General features: G+C 66.6%; 24 protein-coding genes and 1 tRNA gene. 13 read left to right on the top strand and 12 right to left on the bottom strand.

Annotated elements, in window-relative coordinates:
- The first annotated feature begins 139 nt into the window (after positions 1–139).
- Entirely contained in the window at positions 140–1228 is a 1089-nt protein-coding gene (gene glnL, locus LPB260_RS22155; protein ID WP_208708014.1) for a nitrogen regulation protein NR(II), read from the top strand.
- Positions 1225–2661, top strand: coding sequence for a nitrogen regulation protein NR(I) (gene ntrC / locus LPB260_RS22150; RefSeq protein WP_208708013.1), 1437 nt, complete (start codon positions 1225–1227; stop codon positions 2659–2661). Before glnL ends, ntrC begins: the two co-directional genes overlap by 4 nt.
- Before the next feature lie 269 nt (positions 2662–2930).
- On the opposite strand, the gene LPB260_RS22145 is transcribed toward ntrC, so the two are convergent.
- Entirely contained in the window at positions 2931–3371 is a 441-nt protein-coding gene (locus LPB260_RS22145) for a hypothetical protein (RefSeq protein WP_208708012.1), read from the bottom strand.
- On the opposite strand from LPB260_RS22145, the gene trmL reads away from it, so the two are divergent.
- Positions 3370–3831, top strand: coding sequence for a tRNA (uridine(34)/cytosine(34)/5-carboxymethylaminomethyluridine(34)-2'-O)-methyltransferase TrmL (gene trmL, locus LPB260_RS22140; RefSeq protein ID WP_208708011.1), 462 nt, complete (start codon positions 3370–3372; stop codon positions 3829–3831). The genes LPB260_RS22145 and trmL overlap by 2 nt on opposite strands.
- 65 nt (positions 3832–3896) lie before the next feature.
- On the opposite strand, the gene secB is transcribed toward trmL, so the two are convergent.
- The 3 genes from secB to LPB260_RS22125 are packed head-to-tail and all read right to left on the bottom strand — an operon-like array spanning position 3897 to position 5097.
- A complete protein-coding gene (secB, locus tag LPB260_RS22135; RefSeq protein ID WP_208708010.1) occupies positions 3897–4382 on the bottom strand; it encodes a protein-export chaperone SecB in 486 nt (161 codons plus the stop codon).
- Positions 4383–4427: 45 nt separating this feature from the next.
- The gene (grxC, locus tag LPB260_RS22130) at positions 4428–4682 is read right to left on the bottom strand and encodes a glutaredoxin 3 (RefSeq protein ID WP_208708009.1); all 255 of its coding nucleotides are present in this window, start codon (positions 4680–4682) and stop codon (positions 4428–4430) included.
- A 1-nt stretch (position 4683) separates the two neighbouring features.
- Positions 4684–5097 carry a rhodanese-like domain-containing protein gene (locus LPB260_RS22125; protein WP_208708008.1) on the bottom strand — a complete coding sequence of 138 codons (414 nt, stop codon included), beginning with the start codon at positions 5095–5097 and terminating at the stop codon, positions 4684–4686.
- Between the two features lie 143 nt (positions 5098–5240).
- On the opposite strand from LPB260_RS22125, the gene gpmI reads away from it, so the two are divergent.
- From gpmI to LPB260_RS22110, 3 genes are all read left to right on the top strand, one after another.
- On the top strand, positions 5241–6776 hold the full coding sequence (gpmI, locus tag LPB260_RS22120; protein WP_208708007.1) for a 2,3-bisphosphoglycerate-independent phosphoglycerate mutase: 1536 nt from the start codon (positions 5241–5243) through the stop codon (positions 6774–6776).
- A 107-nt stretch (positions 6777–6883) separates the two neighbouring features.
- Positions 6884–8119 carry a murein hydrolase activator EnvC gene (locus tag LPB260_RS22115; protein WP_208708006.1) on the top strand — a complete coding sequence of 412 codons (1236 nt, stop codon included), beginning with the start codon at positions 6884–6886 and terminating at the stop codon, positions 8117–8119.
- Positions 8120–8151: 32 nt separating this feature from the next.
- Positions 8152–9462, top strand: a complete 1311-nt coding sequence (locus tag LPB260_RS22110) for a S41 family peptidase (protein WP_208708005.1) — start codon at positions 8152–8154, stop codon at positions 9460–9462.
- A gap of 57 nt (positions 9463–9519) precedes the next feature.
- On the opposite strand, the gene LPB260_RS22105 is transcribed toward LPB260_RS22110, so the two are convergent.
- From LPB260_RS22105 to hisB, 8 genes are all read right to left on the bottom strand, one after another.
- Complete coding sequence (locus LPB260_RS22105; RefSeq protein WP_208708004.1) at positions 9520–10275, bottom strand: ABC transporter substrate-binding protein; 756 nt, start codon at positions 10273–10275, stop codon at positions 9520–9522.
- 130 nt (positions 10276–10405) lie between these two features.
- On the bottom strand, positions 10406–11161 hold the full coding sequence (locus LPB260_RS22100) for an ABC transporter substrate-binding protein (RefSeq protein WP_208708003.1): 756 nt from the start codon (positions 11159–11161) through the stop codon (positions 10406–10408).
- 103 nt (positions 11162–11264) lie between these two features.
- Positions 11265–11999 (bottom strand): ABC transporter substrate-binding protein, encoded by a 735-nt coding sequence (locus tag LPB260_RS22095; RefSeq protein WP_208708002.1) that lies wholly within the window; start codon positions 11997–11999, stop codon positions 11265–11267.
- Between the two features lie 144 nt (positions 12000–12143).
- A complete protein-coding gene (gene hisF, locus LPB260_RS22090) occupies positions 12144–12914 on the bottom strand; it encodes an imidazole glycerol phosphate synthase subunit HisF (RefSeq protein WP_208708001.1) in 771 nt (256 codons plus the stop codon).
- 83 nt (positions 12915–12997) lie between these two features.
- Positions 12998–13735: a 1-(5-phosphoribosyl)-5-[(5-phosphoribosylamino)methylideneamino]imidazole-4-carboxamide isomerase gene (gene hisA, locus LPB260_RS22085; protein WP_208708000.1), complete on the bottom strand. Its 738-nt coding sequence runs from the start codon at positions 13733–13735 to the stop codon at positions 12998–13000.
- Between the two features lie 38 nt (positions 13736–13773).
- On the bottom strand, positions 13774–14034 hold the full coding sequence (locus LPB260_RS22080) for a DUF2164 domain-containing protein (RefSeq protein WP_208707999.1): 261 nt from the start codon (positions 14032–14034) through the stop codon (positions 13774–13776).
- Entirely contained in the window at positions 14035–14673 is a 639-nt protein-coding gene (gene hisH / locus LPB260_RS22075; RefSeq protein WP_208707998.1) for an imidazole glycerol phosphate synthase subunit HisH, read from the bottom strand. It abuts the gene before it with no gap.
- Positions 14674–15267, bottom strand: a complete 594-nt coding sequence (hisB, locus tag LPB260_RS22070; RefSeq protein WP_208707997.1) for an imidazoleglycerol-phosphate dehydratase HisB — start codon at positions 15265–15267, stop codon at positions 14674–14676.
- Between the two features lie 366 nt (positions 15268–15633).
- Here hisB and LPB260_RS22065 point away from each other — a divergent pair, with 366 nt between their 5' ends.
- The 7 genes from LPB260_RS22065 (at position 15634) to LPB260_RS22035 (ending at position 22029) form a co-directional block, all read left to right on the top strand.
- Positions 15634–16032 carry an acetyl-CoA sensor PanZ family protein gene (locus tag LPB260_RS22065; RefSeq protein ID WP_208707996.1) on the top strand — a complete coding sequence of 133 codons (399 nt, stop codon included), beginning with the start codon at positions 15634–15636 and terminating at the stop codon, positions 16030–16032.
- A 128-nt stretch (positions 16033–16160) separates the two neighbouring features.
- Positions 16161–17267, top strand: coding sequence for an NAD(P)/FAD-dependent oxidoreductase (locus LPB260_RS22060; RefSeq protein ID WP_208707995.1), 1107 nt, complete (start codon positions 16161–16163; stop codon positions 17265–17267).
- Positions 17268–17327: 60 nt separating this feature from the next.
- Positions 17328–19559 (top strand): AsmA family protein, encoded by a 2232-nt coding sequence (locus LPB260_RS22055; protein ID WP_208707994.1) that lies wholly within the window; start codon positions 17328–17330, stop codon positions 19557–19559.
- Positions 19556–20635, top strand: coding sequence for an A/G-specific adenine glycosylase (gene mutY, locus LPB260_RS22050; RefSeq protein ID WP_208707993.1), 1080 nt, complete (start codon positions 19556–19558; stop codon positions 20633–20635). The genes LPB260_RS22055 and mutY overlap by 4 nt, the downstream gene beginning before the upstream one ends.
- Positions 20632–20904 (top strand): oxidative damage protection protein, encoded by a 273-nt coding sequence (locus LPB260_RS22045; protein WP_208707992.1) that lies wholly within the window; start codon positions 20632–20634, stop codon positions 20902–20904. Before mutY ends, LPB260_RS22045 begins: the two co-directional genes overlap by 4 nt.
- Before the next feature lie 89 nt (positions 20905–20993).
- Positions 20994–21069: transfer RNA gene (locus LPB260_RS22040), tRNA-Phe, on the top strand.
- 549 nt (positions 21070–21618) lie between these two features.
- On the top strand, positions 21619–22029 hold the full coding sequence (locus tag LPB260_RS22035; protein ID WP_208707991.1) for a hypothetical protein: 411 nt from the start codon (positions 21619–21621) through the stop codon (positions 22027–22029).
- Positions 22030–22263 lie beyond the last annotated feature (234 nt).

Here is a 22263-nt window from a genome sequence, read left to right as displayed (position 1 = left end):
CCTGTTTTGGTTCGCCCACAGTTGCCGGCCATGCGCCGAAACACGGCGGCCGCCGTCCGCTGTCCGCGCCGCGCGCGTCTTTTCGGGGCTTTGGTTTGCTTCTTGCATTTTTCTGTTCATCGCCGCCAAGCCCTAGCCTATGACTATCAACGACGCACTGCACCGCCTGCTGCTAGACAACCTGACCACCGCCACCCTGCTGCTCAACGCCCAACTGCGGCTCGAGTACATGAACCCGGCGGCGGAGATGCTCCTGGCCGTCAGCGGCCAGCGCAGCCACGGCCAGTTCATCAGCGAGCTGTTCACCGAGTCGGCGGAAGCCCTGAGCGCGCTGCGCCAGGCGGTCGAACAGGCGCATCCGTTCAACAAGCGCGAAGCGGTGCTGACCGCCGTGACCGGCCAGACCCTGACCGTCGACTATGCGGTGACCCCCATTCTCAGCCGCGGCGCCACCCTGCTGCTGCTCGAGGTGCACCCGCGCGACCGGATGCTGAAGATCACCAAGGAAGAGGCCCAGCTGTCCAAGCAGGAAACCACCAAGTTGCTGGTGCGCGGCCTGGCCCACGAGATCAAGAACCCCCTCGGCGGCATCCGCGGCGCCGCCCAGCTGCTGGCCCGCGAGCTGCCGGACGCCGAGCTCAAGGACTACACCGACGTGATCATCGAAGAGGCCGACCGCCTGCGCAATCTGGTGGACCGCATGCTCGGCTCGAACAAGCTGCCGTCGCTGGCCTTGACCAACGTGCATGAGGTGCTGGAGCGGGTCGCCAGCCTGGTCGAAGCGGAAAGCCAGGGCGGCATCATTCTGGTGCGCGACTACGACCCGAGCATTCCCGACCTGCTGATCGATCGCGAGCAGATGATCCAGGCTGTGCTCAACATCGTGCGCAACGCCATGCAGGCCATCGCCACGCAGAAGCACGACCTGGGCCTGGGGCGCATCACCCTGCGCACCCGCACCCTGCGCCAGTTCACCATCGGCCACACTCGCCACCGCCTGGTGGCGCGCATCGAGATCATCGACAACGGCCCGGGCATCCCCCAGGAGCTGCAGGAAACCATCTTCTATCCCATGGTCAGCGGCCGCGCCGACGGCACCGGCCTCGGCCTGGCCATTACCCAGAACATCATCAGTCAGCATCAAGGCCTGATCGAGTGCGAGAGCCATCCCGGCCATACGCTGTTCTCGATCTTCCTGCCGCTGGAACAAGGAGCACCCGCTGCATGAGCCGAAGTGAAACCGTCTGGATCGTCGATGACGACCGCTCCATCCGCTGGGTCCTGGAAAAGGCCCTGCAGCAGGAAGGCATGACCACCCAGAGTTTCGACAGCGCCGACGGCGTGCTCGGCCGCCTCGGCCGCGAGCAACCGGACGTGATCATCTCCGACATCCGCATGCCCGGCTCCAGCGGCCTCGACCTGCTGGCGCGGATTCGCGAGCTGTACCCGCGCCTGCCGGTGATCATCATGACCGCCCACTCCGACCTGGACAGCGCGGTGGCTTCCTATCAGGGCGGCGCCTTCGAGTACCTGCCCAAGCCGTTCGACGTCGACGAAGCGGTCGCCCTGGTCAAGCGCGCCAACCAGCACGCCCAGGAGCAGCAGAGCCTGGCGGCGCCGGTGGAACAGCCACGCACCCCGGAAATCATCGGCGAAGCGCCGGCCATGCAGGAGGTGTTCCGCGCCATCGGCCGCCTCTCGCACTCCAACATCACCGTGCTGATCAACGGCGAGTCCGGCACCGGCAAGGAGTTGGTCGCCCACGCCCTGCACCGCCACAGCCCGCGCGCCGCTTCGCCGTTCATCGCCCTGAACATGGCGGCGATTCCCAAGGACCTGATGGAGTCGGAGCTGTTCGGCCACGAGAAGGGCGCCTTCACCGGCGCCGCCAACCTGCGCCGCGGGCGCTTCGAACAGGCCGACGGCGGCACCCTGTTCCTCGACGAGATCGGCGACATGCCGGCCGACACCCAGACCCGCCTGCTGCGCGTGCTGGCCGACGGCGAGTTCTACCGGGTCGGCGGCCATACGCCAGTGAAGGTCGACGTGCGCATCATCGCCGCGACCCACCAGGACCTGGAAAGCCTGGTGCAGGCCGGCAAGTTCCGCGAGGACCTGTTCCACCGCCTCAACGTCATCCGCATCCACATTCCGCGCCTGGCCGATCGTCGCGAGGACATCCCCACCCTGGCCCGCCACTTCCTCAGCCGCGCGGCGCTGGAACTGGCGGTGGAGCCCAAGTTGCTGAAGAGCGAGACCGAGGACTACCTGCAGCACCTGTCCTGGCCGGGCAACGTGCGCCAGCTGGAGAACACCTGCCGCTGGATCACCGTGATGGCCTCCGGGCGCGAGGTGCATGTCGGCGACCTGCCGCCGGAGCTGCTGGCCCAGCCCCAGGACAGCGCCCCGGTCAGCAGCTGGGAACAGGGCCTGCGCCAGTGGGCCGACCAGGCCCTGAGCCGCGGCCAGTCGAGCCTGCTCGACAGCGCGGTGCCGGCCTTCGAGCGGATCATGATCGAGACCGCCCTCAAGCACACCGCCGGCCGCCGCCGCGATGCCGCCGTGCTACTGGGCTGGGGGCGCAACACCCTGACGCGCAAGATCAAGGAACTCGGCATGAAGGTCGACGGCAGCGACGATGACGACAGCGACGACAACTGACGATCGCAGCAATGCACGACAAGCGGGCCGAGTGCCCGCTTTTTTATGCGCCGCTGTCACGCCCCGTCTCGGCGCCACGGGCAGCGCTGCTGCACCGTCGCGGTTCAGTCGCCGCCGGCGCCGCGCCCGCCGCAGCCCGGCTATGGCCCTACAGGCCGCTAATTACGGGCTTCAGCAACACTGCAATAAAACTGGCACAGCGAGTGCATAGAGTAAGACATTCCCAGTTTCGGGGACCTTGGTACAGGCAGGCCGGGGATTCCCCGCTTTTATTGCTCCTCCAGGCGGACCGTCAACCGCCAGCGCCCGTCCACTTGCTCGGCATGCCACTCGCCGCGCAGGGGACGGGCCGCCACCACCCGCAACAGCAACTCGCGGCGCTCGCGCTGCAGACGCCAGCTCACCAGCCGACCGTTCAGCCGCAGCTGCCCCTGCTGCTCGCGTCCGAGGGTTGCCACGCGCAGCACGAAGGCACCCTGGAAATGCCCGGCACGCACCTCGGGCCGCTCGTTGAACCACAGTTGCAAGCCCTGCTCCGTCGCCACCACCTCGCCCAGGCGCAACTCGGCCGGCTGCAGCAGGCGGCCGATCATCAGGCCGATGAGAAAGCCGAACAGCGCCAGCGAGGCGATCACCTTCAGCCAGGGACGCGGCCGCTCGCCGCTATCGGAGGTAGAATGCTGGCCGTCTTCAGGCCGGGAGCCGCGCATGTTTCACGTGATCCTCTTTCAACCGGAAATTCCACCGAACACCGGCAACATTATCAGGCTGTGCGCCAACAGCGGCTGCCAGCTGCACCTGATCGATCCCCTGGGCTTCGAGCTGGACGACAAGCGCCTGCGCCGGGCCGGCCTGGACTACCACGAGTACGCCACGCTCAAGCGCCATCCCGACCTCGACAGCTGCCTGGCGAGCCTCGGCCAGCCACGGGTATTCGCCTTCACCACTAAGGGCTCGCAGCCCTTCCATGAAGTGCAGTACCGCCCCGGCGACGCCTTCCTGTTCGGCCCGGAAAGCTGCGGCCTGCCCCAGGAGATTCGCGACGCCCTGCCGGTCGAGCGGCGCGTGCGCCTGCCGATGCGCGAGGGCTGTCGCAGCCTCAACCTGTCCAACACGGTCGCGGTGGCGGTCTACGAGGCCTGGCGCCAGCAGGGCTTCGCCATGGACTGAGGCCGCCGCCCGGCAATAAAAAACGCCCCGCGGGGCGTTTTTTATTGGGCCGTAGCAAACGCGGCTCAGTTGGTCGGGGCCTGCTCGGTGCTCTGCTGCATGCGCTTGAGCTCTTGGGCGTAGAGCGCATCGAAGTTCACCGGCGCCAGCATCAGGGCCGGGAAGGAGCCGCGCACCACCAGGCTGTCCAGGGTCTCGCGGGCGTAGGGGAACAGGATGTTCGGGCAGAAGGCGCCCAGGGTGTGGCTCATGGACGGGGCGTCCAGGCCCTTGATCAGGAAGATCCCGGCCTGCTGCACTTCGGCGATGAAGGCGGTTTCTTCGCCGTTCTTCACGGTGACCGAGAGGGTCAGCACCACTTCGTGGAAATCGCCGTCCAGGCTCTTCTGGCGGGTATTCAGGTCCAGGGCAACGCTCGGCTTCCACTCCTGGCGGAAGATTTCCGGGCTCTTCGGCGCCTCGAAGGACAGGTCGCGGATGTAGATACGCTGCAGGGAGAACTGCGGGCTCTGCTCGTCCTGTGCGGCTTCACTGCTGGCTTGTTCAGTCATGGAAAATCCTTGTTGTTTGGGGGTACTAGGTAGAGCGTATTGATCTCATGCCTCGAGCAGCGCGTCCAGCTTGCCGGCGCGCTCCAGGGCATGCAGTTCGTCGCAGCCACCGACATGGGTGGCGCCGATCCAGATCTGCGGCACCGAGGTGCGCTGCGCCTTGCGCGCCATCTCGGCGCGCAGCTCGGGCTGGCCGTCGACCTTGATTTCCTCGAAGTCGACGCCCTTGCTGGCCAGCAGCTGCTTGGCGCGGATGCAGTAGGGGCACCAATCGCTGGAATAGATGACGACGTCGGCCATATCACTTCACCAGCGGCAGGTTGTCGCCACGCCAGCTGGCGATCCCGCCGGACAGCTTGGCGACATTGAAACCGGCCTTCTTCAGCTCGCGGCTGGCGCCGCCGGCGTGCTGGCCCATGGCATCGACCACGATGAGCACCTTGGCCTTGTGCTTCTCCAGCTCGGCGACGCGCGCGGCCAGCTTCTCGTAGGGGATGTGCAGGGCACCGGCGATATGCCCGGCAGAAAAGTCCTTCTGCGCCCGCACGTCCAGTACCAGGCCCTGTTCGTTGTTGATCAGCGCGGTCAACTCGCGGCTGCTCAGGCTCTTGCCGCCCTTGTGCATCTCGGTGAACAGCAGCAGGGCCAGGAGGACGACGAACGATCCGCTCAGTACATAGTGGGTAGTGGCAAATTCAATCAGGTTGGCAAGCATTGCGCGGTTCCGGGACGGTAAAATGCCGGCCAGTATACACAGCCCCACAGGTCGGCCAAAGCCCGCCCGGCGGTGACGCCTCCGCCACTTGGCCGTAAAATGCCAAGCCTTTTTTGCCCCCTCAAGCAGAGCGAGCCAGCTTTATGAGCGCCACGCCCAAACCCCTGGTACTGATCATCCTCGACGGCTTCGGCCACAGCGACAGTCCCGAGCACAACGCCATCCACGCGGCCAACACCCCGGTCTACGATCGCCTGCGCGCCACCCAGCCCCACAGCCTGATCTCCGGCAGCGGCATGGACGTCGGCCTGCCGGACGGCCAGATGGGCAACTCCGAGGTCGGCCACATGAACCTCGGCGCTGGCCGCGTGGTGTATCAGGACTTCACCCGGGTGACCAAGGCCATTCGCGATGGCGAGTTCTTCGACAACGCGGCCATCTGCGGCGCGGTCGACCGGGCGGTGGGCGCCGGCAAGGCGGTGCACATCCTCGGCCTGCTTTCCGACGGCGGCGTGCACAGCCACCAGGAGCACATCGCCGCCATGGCCGAACTGGCGGCCCAGCGCGGCGCCGACAGGATCTACCTGCACGCCTTCCTCGATGGCCGCGACACCCCGCCGAAAAGCGCCCAGTCGTCCATCGAACTGCTCGACGCCACCTTCGCCAAGCTCGGCAAGGGACGCATCGCCAGCCTGATCGGCCGCTACTTCGCCATGGACCGCGACAACCGCTGGGACCGGGTCGAGCAGGCCTACCAGCTGATCGTCGACGGCCAGGGCCAGTTCCAGGCCGCCGACGCCAGCGCCGGCCTGGCGGCCGCCTACGCCCGCGGCGAGAGCGACGAATTCGTCAAGGCCACGGTCATTGGCGCACCGGTGCAGGTAGAGGACGGCGACGCCGTGGTGTTCATGAACTTCCGCGCCGACCGTGCCCGCGAACTGAGCCGCGCCTTCGTCGAGGCGGACTTCAAGGAGTTCGCCCGAACCCGCCAGCCGCAGCTGGCCGACTTCGTCATGCTCACCCAGTACGCCGCGAGCATCCCGGCGCCCAGCGCCTTCAAGCCGGAGGCGCTGACCAACGTGCTCGGCGAATACCTGGCCAAGCAGGGCAAGACCCAGCTGCGCATCGCCGAGACCGAGAAGTACGCCCACGTCACCTTCTTCTTCTCCGGCGGCCGTGAAGAGCCGTTCGCCGGCGAAGAGCGCATCCTCATCCCCTCGCCGAACGTCGCCACCTACGACCTCAAGCCGGAGATGAGCGCACCCGAGGTCACCGACCGCATCGTCGAGGCCATCGAGCAGCAGCGCTACGACCTGATCGTGGTCAACTACGCCAATGGCGACATGGTCGGCCACACCGGCGTGTTCAGCGCCGCGGTCAAGGCGGTGGAGTGCCTGGACAGCTGCGTCGGACGCATCGTCGAGGCCCTGGACAAGGTCGGCGGCGAGGCGCTGATCACCGCCGACCACGGCAACGTCGAGCAGATGGAAGACACCTGCACCGGCCAGGCCCATACCGCCCACACCTGCGAGCCGGTGCCCTTCATCTATGTCGGCAAGCGCCCCGTCAGCCTGCGCCACGGCGGCGTCCTGGCCGACGTCGCGCCGACCCTGCTGGAGCTGATGGGCCTGGCCAAGCCGGCGGAAATGACCGGCACCAGCATCATCAGCCTGCAGTAGCCGCGATAAATGGTTAAACGCCCCACTCCCTGCGGACTGGGGCGTTTTTTTTGCCCGTCACCCCGGGCATACTAAGGCCACTCCCCGCCCCCGGTGCCGTCGACTCCATGTTTCGCGCCCTCGCCCTGATTGTCCTGTCCTGCCTGCTCATCCCGGCCTTCGCCGATGACAAGGCCGATGCCCAGAAACAGCTGGAAGCCGCCCGCGCCGACGTGGCCGAGCTGAAGAAGCTGCTGCAGCAGTTGCAGCAGGAAAAATCCGGGGTGCAGCAGGACCTGCAGAAGACCGAGACCGAGATGGGCCAGCTGGAGAAGCAGGTCAAGGGCCTGCAGCAGGAGCTGCAGCAGGGCGAAGAGGAGATCCAGCGCCTCGACCAGGAGAAAAAAAAACTCCAGGGCGCGCGCCTTGAGCAGCAACGCCTGATCGGCATCCAGGCCCGCGCCGCCTACCAGAGCGGGCGCCAGGAATACCTCAAGCTGCTGCTCAACCAGCAGAACCCGGAAAAGTTCTCGCGCACCCTGACCTACTACGACTACCTCAGCGAAGCGCGCATGGAGCAGCTGGCCACGTTCAACGAGACCCTGCGCCAGCTAAACAACGTCGAGCAGGACATCGCCAGCCAGCAGCGTCAGCTGCAGGAGCACAAGAGCGCCCTCGACAGCCGCCGCGCAGAACTCGCCCAGGCCCGCCAGGAGCGCCAGCAGGCGCTGGCCAAGCTGAACCAGGAATTCTCCGCCCGCGACCGCAAGCTCAAGGCTCGCCAGCAGGAGCAGGAACAACTGGCGCGGGTGCTGAAGACCATCGAGGCGACCCTCGCCCGCCAGGCCCGCGAAGCCGAAGAGGCGCGCCAGCGCCCACGCCAGGACGGCCCGGCCAGCGCCAGCGCCAGCGCCAGCGCCAGCGGCCCCATGGTCAGCGCCGGCGCGACCTATGGCGGCCCGTTCGCCCAGGCCCGCGGCAAGCTGCCCTGGCCGGTCGACGGCCACCTGGTGGCGCGTTACGGCGCACCGCGCGGCGGCGATGCCCGGACCAAGTGGGACGGCGTGCTGATCGGCGCCGCCGCCGGCAGCCAGGTGCGTGCCGTGCATGGCGGGCGCGTGGTATTCGCCGACTGGTTGCGCGGCGCCGGGCTTCTGGTCATTCTCGACCATGGCAATGGCTACCTGAGCCTGTACGGGCACAATCAGAGCCTGCTGAAAGACCCAGGCGATCTGGTCAAGGCCGGCGAGCCCATCGCCACCGTCGGCACCAGTGGCGGCCAGGACACGCCGGCCCTGTATTTCGCGATTCGCCAGCAGGGCCGCCCCAGCGATCCGGCACAATGGTGCCGGGCGCAAGGATAGGCGCCACCTCATTCCGTAGGAGTTAGTTCGACATGCCGCATCTGCCCCGCCTCACCACTCTGACCCTGAGCATCGCCCTGCTCGGTGGCGCGCCCCTGCTGCACGCGGCGGAACCGGCGGAGGAGGCTGCTGCCACGGCAAGCGGCAAGGCACCGCTGCCGCTGGAGGACCTGCGCACCTTCGCCGAGGTGCTCGACCGCATCAAGGCGGCCTATGTCGAGCCGATCAGCGACAAGACCCTGCTGGAAAACGCGATCAAGGGCATGCTCAGCAACCTCGATCCGCACTCGGCCTACCTCGACATCGATGCCTTCCGCGAGCTGCAGGAGAGCACCAGCGGCGAGTTCGGCGGCCTGGGCATCGAGGTCGGCATGGAGGACGGCTTCGTCAAGGTGGTCTCGCCGATCGACGACACCCCGGCGTCCAGAGCCGGCATCCAGCCCGGCGACCTGATCATCAAGATCGACGGCCAGCCGACCAAGGGCCTGTCGATGCTCGAGGCGGTGGACAAGATGCGCGGCGAAGCCGGCAGCAAGATCCAGCTGACCCTGGTCCGCGAGGGCGGCAAGCCGTTCGACGTCGAGCTGACCCGCGCGGTGATCAAGGTACGCAGCGTCAAGAGCCAGCTGCTCGAGGACGGCTACGGCTACCTGCGCATCACCCAGTTCCAGGTCAACAGCGGCGACGAGGTGCTCAAGGCCCTGAACAAGCTGCGCAAGGACAACGGCAACAAGCTCAACGGCCTGGTCCTGGACCTGCGCAACAACCCCGGCGGCGTGCTGCAGGCGGCGGTCGAGGTCTCCGACCATTTCCTCAAGAAGGGCCTGATCGTCTACACCGAGGGGCGCATCGCCAATTCCGAGCTGCGCTTCTCCGCCGATCCGGCCGACCCCAGCGAAGGCGTGCCGCTGGTGGTGCTGATCAACGGTGGCAGCGCCTCGGCCTCGGAGATCGTCGCCGGCGCCCTGCAGGACCACAAGCGCGGCGTGCTGATGGGCACCGGCAGCTTCGGCAAGGGCTCGGTGCAGACCGTCCTGCCGCTGAACAACGACCGCGCGCTGAAGCTCACCACCGCGCTGTACTACACCCCCAACGGCCGCTCGATCCAGGCCCAGGGCATCGTGCCGGACATCGAGGTGGCGCGGGCCAAGCTGACCCGCGAGCAGGACGACGGCAACTTCAAGGAAGCCGACCTGCAGGGCCACCTGGGCAATGGCAACGGCGGCGCCGACAAGCCGAGCAAGGGCCAGAGCGCCCGGCCGACCCGGCCGCAGGACGACGACTACCAGCTGGCCCAGGCCCTCAACCTGCTCAAGGGGCTGAACGTAACCCGCGGCGAATAGTCGCCCGGCCAACAAAAAGCCCGGCACTGAGTCCGGGCTTTTTTGTTGCCTTGGCGGCTACAGGTAGCTGTTGGTCATGTCGTCGACGAAACCTTCGCTACGCAACTCGTCCAGGGCCTTCTGCAGACGCTGCACCACCTCGTCCGGGGTGTCCTTGTTCAGCGCCAGGTACAGCTCGGCCTCGTTGAAGCGCAGCACCGTGGTCAGGCCGCTGACGCCCTCCTGCTTGGCCAGGTAGCGGCCGACCGGATCGGTGGTGGCCCACAGGTCGATCTGCCCCTTGAGCAGCTTCTGCACGTTCTGCTGATCGCGCAGCGCGTTGATCGGCTGCAGCCCCTGGCTTTCCAGGTGCTGGCTGACCGCGTCGTTCTTGTAGGCGCCGACCTTGTACTGCGCGGCGTCCTTCAGGCTCTTCAGACTGAGGTTATTGCCCGGCGCGGCGAGCAGCACCCAGCCGCTCTTGGCGATCGGCCCGACCCACTTGAACAGCGGCTGGCGCTCGGGGGTGAAGGTGGTGGAGAACAGCCCGTAGTTGGGCTTGTCCAGGGTCAGACGGTACAGGCGATCCCAGGGAAAGCGCAGGGTCAGGCTGTAGTCGATCTTGGCCCGCTTGAACATGGCGCGGACGATCTCGGCGCTGATGCCGTCGATGCCGTCATCGCGGGCGAAGTTCTTGTCGTCCACCGCCATGTTGAACGGTGGGAAGTTCTCGGTCAGCAGCACCACCTTGTAGCCATAGGGCAACTCGGCCTGGGCCGTGCAGGCGCTGAGGATGAGGCCGAACAACAGGCCGATTTTCAGAGTTTTCAACATAAGTCTCCCCGCTCGCTTGATTTGTGATTATGGCTAGCGGCTTCCCTGCTCGGGCGAAGCCCCGGCGACGTATGACGCTCGGCGTCGGCCATCCTTGGCAGTGCGCCGGCTTGTGGCCGGCACACAGGTCTTACAGATACTTGTTGAGGACAGCGTCGACGAACCCCTCGTCACGCATCCTGTCCAGCTCGCCTTGCAGCTTGCGCACCACTTCGTCCGGCACCTCCTTGTTGAGAGCCAGGTACAACTGGGCGCTGTCGAAGCGCAGCACGGTCTTCAGCCCGCTGATGCCCGACTGTTTCGCCAGGTAGCGGCCGGCCGGGTCGCCGGTGGCCCAGAGGTCGATCTTGCCCTCCATGAGCTTCTTGGCGTTGAGCTGATCGCGCAGCGCGGTGATCGGCTGCAGGCCCTGCTCTTCCAGGTGCTCGGCGATCGCATCGCCCTTGTAGGCGCCAACCCGGTACTGCTTGGCTTCTTCCAGGCTGTTCAGACGGATCGAGCTGTCGCCCCGGGCCAGCAGCACCCAGTCATCCGGACCGATCGGCCCGACCCACTTGAACAGCGCCTCGCGCTCCGGCAGGCGCGCGGCGACGAACACGCCGTAGCCCGGCTTCTCCAGCGCCAGCTTGTAGATACGGGCCCAGGGGAAGCGCAGGGTCAGGTTGTACTGGATGCCGGCGCGCTTGAACATCTCGCGGACGATATCCACGGCGATGCCGTCGAGGTTCTCTTCACGGGCGTAATTCTTGCCATTGACCGCCATGTTGTAGGGCGGAAAGTTCTCGGTGAGCAGCACCATGCGGTAGTCCGGGTCGATGGCCGCCTGGGCCGCGCCAGTCGTCAGCATCAGGGTGCCGGCCAAGGCCAGCCACAGGCGTTTGAACATGGATGCTCCCGTAGTTATTAATGCACAGGCCGGCCAGCATACCCAGCCCGCCGCGCTTCGCCCAGCCTCCATCGGCAAATCGCGGCCATGCGCGCGACGGACCTCAGTAGCGCGCCACTATCGCGCCCAGTTCCCCCTCGGCGCGCAAGGCGTCCAGGGCCTCCTGCAGGCGCCCCACCAGGTCATCGGGCGTGGCCAGGTTCAGCGCCAGATAGAGCTCGGCCGTATGGAAGCGCTGCACCACCCTGAGGCCATCCAGGCCCTCCTGCTTGGCCAGGTAGCGCCCGCTCGGATCGGCGGTCACCCACAGGTCGATCTGGCCCTTGAGCAGCTTCTCCACGTTCTTGTTATCCCGCAGCGCGGTCTGCACCGGCAGGCCGCGGTCGATCAGGTACTGGCTGATGGCATCGCCCTTGTAGCCGCCGATGCGGTACTGCGCCGCCGCCTGCAGGTCGCCCAGCTGGATCGGGCTGTCGGCCTTGGCCATCAGCACCCAGTCGTTGCTGGCAATCGGCCCGACCCACTTGAACAGTTTCTCCCGCGCCGGCGTGCGGGCGGTGGAGAACAGGCCATAGCCCGGCTCGTTGAGCGCCTGCTGATAGACCCGTTCCCAGGGAAACCTGAGGATCTGCTGGCACTCGACCTGGGCGCGCTTGCAGACCGCGCGCAGGGTGTCGGAGCTGATGCCGGTGATGCCATCGTTCTTGGCGAAATTGCGGCCACTGACCGACTGATTGAAGGGGGCGAGGTTTTCGGTGAGCAGGACCAGGTTCTGGGCATGCGCCAGGCTGGCGCCAAGCAGCAGCACAACAACAGCGAGCAGCCGTACGGCAGGCATCGGGGACTCCGTGTCGAGAAACAGCGATAGGGGGCGCACGAGCGGCCTGAACGGCCGGTGCGCGGACGCTGAAATTTTAACGAAGCGGGTACGGCAGGTCTGTCGACTCCGCCGCACTCCATGCCGCTGGGCGTGCTCGGCCGGTCAGCGCACCACGATGCCACGGCTGGCCAGGTAGGCCTTGGCTTCCGGCACCGTGTACTCGCCGAAGTGGAAGATGCTCGCGGCCAGCACCGCGTCGGCCTTGCCCTCGAGGATGCCGGCGGCCAGGTGTTCGAGGTTGCCGACGCCGCCGGAGGCGATCACCGGGATGCCGACGAACTCGCTGATGGCGCGGGTGACGCCGAGGTCATAGCCGCTCTTCACACCGTCCTGGTCCATGCTGGTCAGGAGGATCTCGCCGGCGCCGAGGTCTTCCATCTTCTTCGCCCAGAGCACCGCGTCCAGGCCGGTGGGCTTGCGCCCGCCATGGGTGAAGATCTCCCAGCGCGGCGTCTCGCCGGGGCCGGAGACCTTCTTCGCGTCGATGGCAACGACGATGCACTGCGAGCCGAAACGCTGCGCCGCCTCGCCGACGAATTCCGGGTTGAACACCGCGGCGGTGTTGATCGACACCTTGTCGGCGCCGGCGTTGAGCAGGTTGCGGATGTCCTGCACGGTGCGCACGCCGCCGCCCACGGTCAGCGGGATAAACACCTGGCTGGCCATGCGCTCGACGGTGTGCAGGGTGGTGTCGCGGCCATCGACGCTGGCGGTGATGTCGAGGAAGGTGATCTCGTCGGCGCCCTGCTCGTCGTAGCGGCGGGCGATCTCCACCGGGTCGCCGGCGTCGCGGATGTTCTCGAACTGGACGCCCTTGACCACGCGGCCGTTGTCCACGTCGAGGCAGGGGATGATGCGTTTGGCGAGGGCCATGGCAATCTCTCTCGTAGGGTGCGCCGCGCGCACCGTAAACCGTCACAGGTGCGCGCGGCCTGGACGGCCGCGCACGCCCGACCTCAGCCGTTGTAGGCGTCGCAGTAGGCCTGGGCCTCGGCCACGTCCAGGGTGCCTTCGTAGATCGCCCGGCCGGTGATGGCGCCGATGATCCCCGGCGCCTTGGCGGCCAGCAGCTTGCCGATGTCGCCGAGGTTGTGGATGCCGCCGGAGGCGATCACCGGGATACGGCTGGCGGCGGCCAACGCGGCGGTGGCCTCGACGTTGCAGCCCTGCATCATGCCGTCCTTGGCGATGTCGGTGTAGACGATCGCCGAGACGCCATCGGCCTCGAAGCGCTTGGCCAGGTCGACCGCCTGCACGCTGCTGACCTCGGCCCAGCCGTCGGTGGCGACGAAACCGTCCTTGGCATCCAGGCCGACGATCACCTTGCCCGGGAAGGCCTTGCAGGCCTCGGCGACGAACTCGGGCTGCTTGACCGCCTTGGTGCCGATGATCACGTAGCTGACCCCGGCCTTGACGTAGTGCTCGATGGTTTCCAGGGAGCGGATGCCGCCGCCGATCTGGATCGGCAGGTTGGGATAGCGCTTGGCGATGGCGGTGACCACCTCGCCGTTGACCGGCTGGCCCTCGAAGGCGCCATTGAGGTCGACCAGGTGCAGCCGGCGGCAGCCGCCTTCCACCCACTTGGCGGCCATGCTCACCGGGTCGTCGGAAAACACCGTGGAGTCTTCCATACGGCCCTGGCGCAGACGCACGCAGGCGCCGTCCTTGAGATCGATAGCGGGGATAATCAGCATTGGGTGAACCTGTTCGAGTCTGTGGAAGTCGGTGCGGGTCAGCTCTTCTCGAGCGCCCACAAGTCGCTTTCGATGCTGTCGAACCTGTCCTTCAGGTGCGCCTGCACATCGAAGATCGCCTTGTTGTAAAACTGTGGGGCAATGTCACGGGCGAACAGGTCGAGTAGCTCCTGCACCTCGAAGCTGCCCAGTTGCAGCTCGAAGCGTTCGACCATGAAGCTCTGGAGCAGCCGCAGCGCGGCCTGCTCCTGCTCGCCCTCCAGGCGCAACTGCGGCGCCTGTAGCTTGCCCCGGCTCATCTACCAGCGGCCGTCCCAGGCGGCGAAGTTCTGCAGCAGCTGCAGGCCATGGGTGTGGCTCTTCTCCGGGTGGAACTGCACGGCGAAACGCGAGCCGTCGGCCAGCGCCGCGGCGAAGTCCTTGCCGTAATGGCCGCGACCGACCACCTGCTGGGCCTTGCCGGCCTCGACGTAGTAGCTGTGCACGAAGTAGAAGCGCGCCTGGTCGGGAATGTCGTGCCACAGCGGATGCCTGACCGACTGGCTCACCTGGTTCCAGCCCATGTGCGGCACCTTGAGCTGCTCGCCCTCTTCCACCAGGCCCTTGCCGAAGAAGCGCACCTGGCCGGGGAACAAGCCGATGCAGTCGACCCCGTCGTTCTCCTCGCTGCGCTCGAGCAGCGCCTGCATGCCGACGCAGATGCCAAGGAAGGGGCGATCCTGGCTGACCTCACGCACCAGCTGATCGAAGCCCAGGCGGCGGATCTCGGCCATGCAGTCGCGAATCGCGCCGACCCCGGGGAACACCACCCGGTCGGCCTCGCGGATCACCTGGGCGTCGCTGGTCACCAGCACCCGACCGGCGCCGACATGCTCCAGCGCCTTGGCCACCGAGTGCAGGTTGCCCATGCCATAGTCGATTACTGCAACTGTTTGCATTTACAGGCAACCCTTGGTCGACGGCATCTGCCCGGCCATGCGCTCGTCCAGGGTCACGGCCATGCGCAGGGCGCGGCCGAAGGCCTTGAATACGGTTTCGATCTGGTGGTGGGTGTTGCTGCCGCGCAGGTTATCGATATGCAGAGACACCAGGGCGTGGTTGACGAAGCCCTGGAAGAACTCCTGGAACAGGTCGACATCGAAGCCGCCGACCACCGCGCGGGTGAAGGGCACGTGCATCTGCAGCCCCGGGCGACCGGAGAAATCGATCACCACGCGCGACAGCGCCTCGTCCAGCGGCACGTAGGAATGGCCGTAGCGGGTCATGCCCTTCTTGTCGCCGATGGCCTTGGTGAAGGCCTGGCCGAGGGTGATGCCGACGTCCTCGACGGTGTGGTGGTCGTCGATATGCAGGTCGCCCTGGCACTCGATATCCAGGTCGATCAGGCCGTGACGGGCGATCTGGTCGAGCATGTGCTCGAGGAAGGGTACGCCGATAGCGAAGCGCGCCTTGCCGGTGCCATCCAGGTTGATCGAGACCTTGATCTGGGTCTCCAGGGTGTTGCGCTCGACGAATGCCGTACGTTCGGCCATCACCTGCTCCACAAAATCAGTGTGCGAAAGGGGCGACATTATAGGCCGATATGCTCGAAAGCTTGAAGCAAGCCGACCATTTGCAAGGAACTGCAGGCGCGCAACCCCAGCACCAGCCAGCCAGCGCTCGCGGACCGGGGAGGCGAGCATGCATCTGCTGAGCAGAAAAACCGCCTGTCCGAGGGGCCCGGGCGGTACGAGAAGAGCAGCCATAAGCGGTATTCTCTTGGCAGGCCCAGGGGCAGGCGCGACGGCGCAACAGTCGTCAGCAGTCTCTCCCCACCGGATGCCGAAGCCGCTACCTGCCTTGCCCACACCCCAACCGGCAAGGCGCCATCAATCAATCGAATAGCTACAGGTCGGAACATGCCCGTTATCGTCGAACGCCCCTCCCCTGCCAGCGCCCAGGACCTCATCGACCTGGCCAAGATCTACCGGGACGCGCCGGACTGGCTGCTGCCGCCCTATGCCGACGGCGAGGCGCTGATCCAGGCGAACCTCAACAGCGGCCGACTGCTCGCCGGGCGCTTCAACGACCGCCTGCTCGGCGCCGCCCTGCTCGAGCGCGGCGAGGACTGCTGGCGCCTGTCGCACCTGTGCGTGCGCGCCATTACGCGCAACCGCGGCGTCGCCCGGCGCCTGCTGGACGAGGCCAGCCGCATGGCGCGAGAGGCCGGCAAGCCACTGCACCTGGCCGCCCCCGAGGGCCAGCTGGAGGCCCGGGCACTGGCTGCGCGCCGCGGCCTGCCCCTGGACAGCCTCTGACCGCAGGACGCCCTCTTTCCAGGCGGCCGGCCAACCGGGAAGTGCCCGGGCTCTTGCTATGCTGTCGCCGCCCACGACCGCCGACACTCGAGGCGGCCTCCTCAGCCGCCCCCAGGAGCGACTGCGCCATGGACAGTATCGACACCCTGATAATCGGCGCCGGCGCCCTCGGCCTGGCCTGCGCCGCGCGCCTGGCCCGACCGGGACAGAGCAGCCTGATAGTCGAAGCGGAAAAGCTCATCGGCAGCCACACCTCCAGCCGCAACTCCGAGGTCATCCACGCCGGTCTGTACTACAGCCCAGGCTCACTGAAGGCCGAGCTGTGCCTGGAGGGCCGCGAGCGCCTGTACGCCTGGTGCGCCAAATACCGGGTCGGCCACCGGCGCCTGGGCAAGCTGCTGGTGGCGGTCAGCGAAGCCGAGCGCGCCAAGCTCGAGGCCCTCGCCGCCAATGCCGAGCGCTGCGGCGTGCGCGACCTGCAGGCGCTGGGCCACGACCAGCTGCACGAGCTGGAACCAGCGGTGCGCGGGGTCGCCGCCCTGCTGTCGCCGAGCACCGGGATCATCGACAGCCACGCCTACCTGCAGTCGCTGCTGGCCGCCGCCGAGCAGCGCGGCGCACAACTGGTCCTCGACACCCGGGTCGCGCACCTCGAGCCCGCTGGCGACGGCTGGATCGCCAGCGGCAGCAGTGCCGGCGAGCCGTTCCAGCTCAAGGCCCAGCGGGTGGTCAACGCCGCCGGCCTATTCGCCCAGCAGCTGGCGCGGCGTACCGCCAGCCTGGTAGCGACGCAGATTCCACCCCTGCACCTGTGCCAGGGGCGCTACTTCGCCTACAGCGGCCGCTCGCCCTTTCGCCACCTGATCTACCCGCTGCCGGAAGCCAACGGCGCCGGCCTGGGCATCCACGCCACCCTGGACCTGGCCGGCCAGCTGCGCTTCGGCCCCGACACCCGCTACCTCGAGCAGATCGACTACCGCGTCGATGAGCAGTTGCGCGAGCCGTTCGCCGAGGCGATCCGCCGCTATTTCCCGGCCCTCGACAGTGCCCGCCTGATGCCCGCCTACAGCGGCATCCGGGCGAAGCTCTGCGGCCCCGGGGAACCACCCGCCGACTTCATCATCCAAGGGCCTGGCGAGCACGGCCTGGCCGGGCTGGTCAACCTGTTCGGCATCGAGTCGCCGGGGCTGACCGCCAGCCTGGCCATCGCCGAGCGCGTGGCGCAGTCGCTTTGATCCACGCGGCGTTATACTTTCGCGTTCTCCCTCCATGCCATTCAAAACAAGGAATCGTCCATGAAAGCGCTCGGCAAGATCCTGGGTCTGTTTTTCCTCGGACTGTTGCTGATCATCGTGGCCCTGGGCTTCGCCCTGACCCACCTGTTCGATCCCAACGACTACAAAGACGAGATCCGTCAGCTGGCCCACGACAAGGCCAACCTGGAGCTGACGCTCAAAGGCGACATCGGCTGGAGCCTGTTCCCCTGGCTCGGCCTGGAGCTGACCGACGCCACCCTGGCCAGCGCCACCACGCCGAACCAGCCGTTCGCCGACCTGCGCCTGCTCGGCCTGTCGGTGCGCGTGCTGCCGCTGCTGCGCAAGGAAGTGCAGATGAGCGACATCCGCATCGACGGCCTCAACCTCAGCCTGCAGCGTGACGCCAAGGGCCGCGGCAACTGGGAAGACGTCGGCCGCCCCGCGCCTGCCGCCGGGTCCACGCCCGCGCCGAGCACGAGCGCCGGCAACGCGGCGAACGGCGAGGCGCCGGCCAGCCCGGCCGAACGCAGCCAGCCGATCAAGCTGGACATCGACAGCCTGATCGTCAACAACGCGCGCATCGACTACCGCGACGAGCGCAAGGGCCAGCAGTTCAGCGCCGAAAGCATCCAGCTGACCACCGGCGCCATCCGCGAAGGCACCAGCATCCCGGTCAAGCTCAGCGCCTTCTTCGGCACCAACCAGCCGCTGCTGCGTGCGCGCAGCGAACTGCAGGGCCGGCTGCGCTTCGACCGCGCGCTCAAGCGCTACCAGCTGGAGGGCACCCGCCTCTCCGGCGAGGCGTCGGGCGAACCGTTCGATGGCCAGACCCTGACCTACGCGCTGCAGGGCGAACTGCTGGTCGACCTGGCCGCCCAGGTCGCCGAATGGAATGGCCTGAAGCTCTCGGCCAACCAGCTGCGCGCCCTCGGCGAGCTCAAGGTGCGCGACCTGGACAAGACGGCGAAGCTGTCCGGCGGCCTGTCCATCGCGCCGCTCAACCTGCGCGATTTCCTCAGCGGCATCGGCCAACCATTGCCGCCGATGAGCGACGTCAAGGCCCTCGGCGAGTTCGAACTGGTCACCCGCCTGAACGGCACGCCGAACAGCCTGAGCCTGGACGAGCTGCAATTGAAGCTCGACGACAGCAGCTTCAGCGGCCAGCTGGCGGTCAGCGACCTGAGCAAGCAGGCCCTGCGGGTCAAGCTCAAGGGTGACAGCCTCAACCTCGACCGCTACCTGCCGCCGCCGGCCAAGGACACCGAGGATGCCGACAGCGCGCGCCGGGTCGAGGTCAAGGAAGCCGTCTCCCGTGCCGGCAGCAACGGCAGCAGTCCGCTGCCCGACGCGCCGACCCAGCAGGCCTGGAGCTCCAAGGCGCTGCTGCCGATCGACCAGCTGCGCAAGCTCGACCTGCAGCTGGCCCTCGACCTCGACCGACTGACCTTCGACCAGCAGGTGATCGACGCCTTGACCCTCAAGGCCAAGAGCGCCGCTGGCGTCGTGACCCTGGAGGAGTTGCGCGGCAAGCTCGGCGGCGGCAGCTTCGACGCCAAGGGCCGCATCGACGTGCGTCCGGCCATCCCCCTGCTCAGCCTGCAGCAGCGCCTCAAGCGGATTCAGCTCGAACCCTTCCTGAAGAGCGACGAGCAAGCCTCGCCGATCAAGGGACTGCTCGACCTGCAGGCCGACCTGAACACCAGCGGCAACAGCGAAAAGGCCTGGATCGACGGCCTCAATGGCACCGCCAGCTTTGCCCTCGCCGACGGCGTGCTGGTCGATGCCAACCTCGAGCACCAGCTGTGCCGGGGCATTGCCACCCTCAACCGCAAGGTCCCGAGCAACCCGCCAGGCGGCAAGGACACGCCGTTCGAGACCCTGCAGGGCACCCTGACCCTGCGCAATGGCGTGGCCAGCAACAACGACCTCAAGGCCCGCATCCCCGGCCTCAGCGCCAAGGGCGATGGCGACCTCGACCTGCGCGTACTCGGCCTCGACTACCGCGTCGGCGTCACCATCGAGGGCGACCAGCGCGCCATGCCCGACCCGGCCTGCCAGGTCAATGAGCGCTACGTCGGCATCGAGTGGCCGCTGCGCTGCCGCGGCCCCCTGGAACTCGGCGCCAAGGCCTGCCGGCTGGACCAGGAGGGCCTGGGCAAGATCGCCGCGCGCCTGGCCGGCGGCAAGCTCACCGAGAAGCTCGAGGAGAAGCTCGGCGACAAGGTCAGCCCGGAACTCAAGGACGCGCTCAAGGGCCTGTTCAAGCAATGAGTCCCGAGCAGTTTTCCGCGGCGGTACTCGACTGGTACGACAGCCACGGACGCAAGGATCTGCCCTGGCAACAGGGCATCAACCCCTACCGCGTGTGGGTCTCGGAAATCATGCTGCAGCAGACCCAGGTCAGCACCGTGCTCGGCTACTTCGACCGCTTCATGGCCGCGCTGCCGACCGTGCGCGACCTGGCCGAAGCGGCCGAGGACGAAGTGCTGCACCTGTGGACGGGCCTGGGTTACTACACCCGCGCCCGCAACCTGCAGAAGGCCGCGCGAATCGTCATGACCGAGCATGGCGGCGAGTTCCCCCGCGATGTCGAGACCCTGACCGCCCTGCCGGGCATCGGCCGCTCCACCGCCGGCGCCATCGCCAGCCTGAGCATGGGCCTGCGCGCGCCGATTCTCGACGGCAACGTCAAGCGCGTGCTGGCCCGCTATGTCGCCCAGCAGGGCTACCCCGGCGAGCCCAAGGTGGCGAAACAGCTGTGGCAGGTCGCCGAGCGCCTGACCCCGCAGGCCCGGGTCAATCACTACACCCAGGCGATGATGGACCTGGGCGCCACCCTCTGCACGCGCAGCAAGCCGAGCTGCCTGCTGTGCCCGCTGCGCGGCGGCTGCCAGGCGCACCTGCTCGGCCTGGAAATTCGCTACCCGATGCCCAAGCCACGCAAGGCCCTGCCGCAGAAACGCACGCTGATGCCGCTGCTGACCAATGGCGCCGGCGAGATCCTGCTCTACCGGCGCCCCTCCAGCGGCCTGTGGGGCGGCCTGTGGAGCCTCCCGGAACTCGACGACCTGCAGGGCCTCGACGCCCTGGCCGAACGCCACGCCCTGCGCCTCGGCGCGCGCCAGGAACTGGACGGGCTGACCCACACCTTCAGCCACTTCCAACTGACCATCGAGCCCTGGCTGATCCACGCAAAGGTCGCCGCCCACGCCGTGGCCGAGGCCGACTGGCTCTGGTATAACCTCGCCACCCCGCCGCGCCTGGGCCTCGCCGCCCCGGTGAAGAAACTGCTTAAGCGCGCGGCCGACACCCTCAATGCCCATCCCATTTCTGGAGAGCAGCCATGACCCGCACCGTGATGTGCCGCAAGCACAAGCAAGAACTGCCCGGCCTGGATCGCCCACCCTATCCGGGCGCCAAGGGCGAAGACATCTACAACAACGTCTCCAGGCAAGCCTGGGACGAATGGCAGAAGCACCAGACCCTGCTGATCAACGAACGCCGTCTGAACATGATGAACGCCGAGGACCGCAAGTTCCTCCAGGCCGAGATGGACAAGTTCCTCTCCGGCGAGGAATACGCCCAGGCTGAAGGCTATGTGCCGCCCAGCGAATAGGCCCTGAACGTAAACACCCGAAATAGTTAAATATTTTTCAATCTCGCGCTTGACAGGCATAAGCCAAAACCGTCTAATAGCGCCCCGTTGCCCAGGTAGCTCAGTCGGTAGAGCAGGGGATTGAAAATCCCCGTGTCGGCGGTTCGATTCCGTCCCTGGGCACCACCTTTCGTTTTCAGGTGGTGCCAAAACCACCCGAAAGCCCACAAGAAACCCGCCTAGTGCGGGTTTTTTGTTGCCTGTGATTCCCACCCCGGCCCTCGCCACCCCAGAACCTCGTGAGTAGATTCGTGAGTTGAACCGGTTCGGCCCAAGAATCTACTCACAGCAAGGCCACAGGGCGCCTGACTCGCAGGGCGTGCAAGGGGCGCCTCATGGCGCATACAGACGCCAGCATCCCACACCTCCACGCTGCCACAACCTGAAAGCAACCGAGTTGCGAATCCTGAAAAGGTGGGCACTAGCGCCACACGCCTGCCGGCAGAAGCCAGCCCCAGACCTTTGCCCCCGATGAAGACAGCCCCAATAGCGCCGCAGGCCCATGCGAGATACGCGCCGCGGCGACAGGTCGCTGGCCAGCCTGGATTTCTACCGCAGTTGATCTGAGTCAATCGCCGCGGCGCCTCCAACGAATAAATTTGGATCAGCCCGATTCAGAGGCTTTATGGGGGGAGCACCTCGAAAGCTGTTACAAAGAGCCATTCGTTTGCCTGAATGACCACCCGCAAACTGGCCCCCTACCTACTTGAAGTGAGCAAACTAGTGAAGAGAATTACTGCTTTCGTTTCTGCTGTAGCCACCATGGCCGCACTCGCAGGATGCTCCAGCCAGCCCAGTACCGCCGATCTGATGCGCGCCCATGCCGACGCCGCCCAAGCCAATGTCGATCTGCGCACGCAGTTGGCCAGCGACTGGGATAGAGGTTCAGAGCTGATCCGTAACGGCGAGAAGCGGGTAGAAAAAGGCGAAAAGCAGATCAGCTCTGCCGAAGAAAACCTGAGAAAAGGAAATGAGCAGGTTGCCCAGGGCAGAAATGAAGTTACTGAAGGGCAAAAGCTCATCCAAGAAAGCGAACAGAAGTTTCGCGAACTTTTCCCGACCCTTGAGCTTAAAACCGGCTCCTGATCAGACAGCCGCGGCTTAAAAGACGCTCCGGCGGGATCTCACCCGCCGGCCTCACTTGTGCCGACCAGGCGCGCAAATCCGAGCCCCAAATGGCTCTCCACCTCTACCACCGTCTCGGCTCACTTGAGGCCGGCGCTTGGCTTAGATACGCCCAACCCAGCCAGTCAGCTGTGGCTCTGATTCGCAATTCCAGAGCCGTTAGCCAGACGCTGCGACCGAAGCAACGGGAAAAGC

This window comes from Pseudomonas sp. LPB0260 (assembly GCF_013388395.1).
Note: the sequence above shows the minus strand (reverse complement) of the source record. Positions and strands in the feature narration are given on the sequence as shown.